Origin of the sequence: Mesorhizobium sp. M2A.F.Ca.ET.042.01.1.1, assembly GCF_003997405.1 — a bacterium.
GTDB lineage: Bacteria > Pseudomonadota > Alphaproteobacteria > Rhizobiales > Rhizobiaceae > Mesorhizobium.
In genome coordinates this window covers 1-2,087 of the sequence record NZ_RZRX01000494.1, presented here as the reverse complement: position 1 = coordinate 2,087, position 2,087 = coordinate 1, and the positions used below count along the sequence as shown (strand labels likewise).

At 58.2% G+C, this 2,087-nt stretch carries 2 protein-coding genes; one reads left to right on the top strand and one right to left on the bottom strand.

The window, feature by feature from the left end:
- Positions 1-770: ABC transporter permease (locus EOA23_RS34140; protein ID WP_145966591.1), on the bottom strand; the 770-nt coding region annotated here is incomplete at its 3' end.
- 1,146 nt (positions 771-1,916) lie between these two features.
- Here EOA23_RS34140 and EOA23_RS34135 point away from each other — a divergent pair.
- Positions 1,917-2,087 (top strand): Tn3 family transposase (locus EOA23_RS34135; RefSeq protein WP_348628606.1); only part of this gene is annotated, 171 nt, incomplete at its 3' end.

The window sequence follows — 2,087 nt, the reverse complement described above, 5'->3', positions numbered from 1 at the left end:
GGCCAGTTCAGCTGTTCCATGATGGTGTCGGAGATCAGGTTGCCGAACAGCGCGTCGCGGCCGGAGCCGAGGATCTGCGGTGTCACATAGCTGCCGGCGGCGAGCACGAAGCAGAGCAGCAGGCCCGCAGCGAGGCCGGGCAGCGACAGCGGCAGGGTTACCTCGCGGAACGCCTGCGCGCTGGTGCAGCCCATCGAGCGGGCCGCCGAGATCAGCGTGCGGTCGATGCCCTCCAGGCTCACATAGACGTTGAGGATCATGTAGGGCAGGAGGAAGTGCAGCAGCCCCAGGATCACCGCGCCTTCGTTGTAGAGCATCGGCAACGGCTCGCTGATGATGCCCATCTTGAGCAGCGTGACATTGATGACGCCCTGTTCGCCCAGGATGTTGATCCACGAAAAGGTGCGGATCGTGAAGCTGATCCAGAACGGCACGATGAGCAGGAGCAAGAGCAGCCATTTGTGCCTGAAGCTCGTCGCCCAGATGAAATAGGCCGGGAAATAGCCGAGTACCCCGCACAGCAGCGCGGTGATCGCGCCGACCCTCAAGGTTTTGAGCAGGAAGCCGGAATAATAGCTGTCGGTGAAGAACTCATGCCAGTTCGCCGTCGTCAGCGCGCTTGTTTCCACGCCGGCGGTGACGAAGGTGAAGAACGTATAGGCCGCCATTACGGCGATCGGCAGCACCAGGAAGAAGATCAGCAGCAAGAGTACCGGTGCGACAAGCACCCATGCCAGCCGTGGATCATACAAGGTCCATCCTTCGGTCATGCGCATCCCAAGGATTTCGCCGGCTTTGCGATCCTCATCGGTGCCGACTGAAAGCCCGGCGGCAACGGAGTTGGCCTGGGAGATGTTCATCAGGTTTTCTGTTCCCCGACGCGCTGATTATTGAAACCGTTCGGATTCAACGCTGTCGGCCAAATTAATGCGCCGACCAACAAGGGGGATCAAATAGACTGTTTCAATAGCGGATATAGGTCTGCTGAATGAGGACCGTGCCGCAAGCTGTTTTCGGGAAATGGTGAAACACTGCGGCACTCCAGGGAAAGTGTGCGGAGCCTGGAATCACGAAAAGAGGCATAAGCCGGTTTCGTTGCGCTCTAACCTCGCAGATCGCATTCAGTGGCGGTCAACGGCCGCAACTCCGACGCAGCCCCTTATTCGCGATGCGGATCCAAGAACCTGGCAACCGAAAGGGAGTGGACAGCGGTTCTAGGACTGGTGATCCTGCTTCGAAGCGGTTCCGACCATGAACCACGATGAACTGAACAAGTACAGCGATCATAATTCTAGTCTCAGGGACAAGATCATTCCGGTATCCGGCGTGCCATCCCTCGGCTAGAAGCGGCGGCTTCATCGTGGCATTAATCAACTGATTGTTTCGGGAACACGGTTCGGACACGCCGACCCATGACCAATAGGAGGCTTATCCCACGCACGAACAGAAAAATGTGATAAGCGGCCCAGAGCCCATCGTTGCCAAACATGTACCCGAAGGGAAACAAAGCAGCCCTAAAGATCGCGAAGGATAAAAACATCGTGTTGCGCATGTCGCGCGACCAAGTTGCGCCCAGAAAAACACCGTTCATTTGGAACGCTAGCACACCGTTCGGTGAGCTCAAGACCGCCCAAAGGAAGATAGGACGCACGTCCGTAGCAGATGTTAGGAAAGCGACGAGCAGTTCCCCGAACGCGAAGGTCAGAAGGCTTGCAAGCCTGCAAGCGCGAATCCCCAACCCGCTGTCAGTCTGACATCACGCAAGAAGCCGGCCGATCGCCGGCACCGATGGCACGACCGGCGAGCTGCTGTGCGGCGGCCGCGAACCCGTTGAGGAAGTACTCTGGGAAAGCAAGAAATACATCAGCACGGCATTCGCGGCGAGGGTCAGCGTGCCCAGCTGCGCGCTCTGCCGCATGAAAAGAATGTATGCCCCCGTGAGCAGGAAGGAACTCGGCCGAGCGGTGAAGACGATCTTCCTGTGCCGTTATCTGCGCCACGAGGCGTTCGGCCGCGAAATTCACGAAGGCCTGAACGTAGTCGAGAACTGGAACAGCGCCACCAGCTTCGTATTTTTCGGCAAGGGC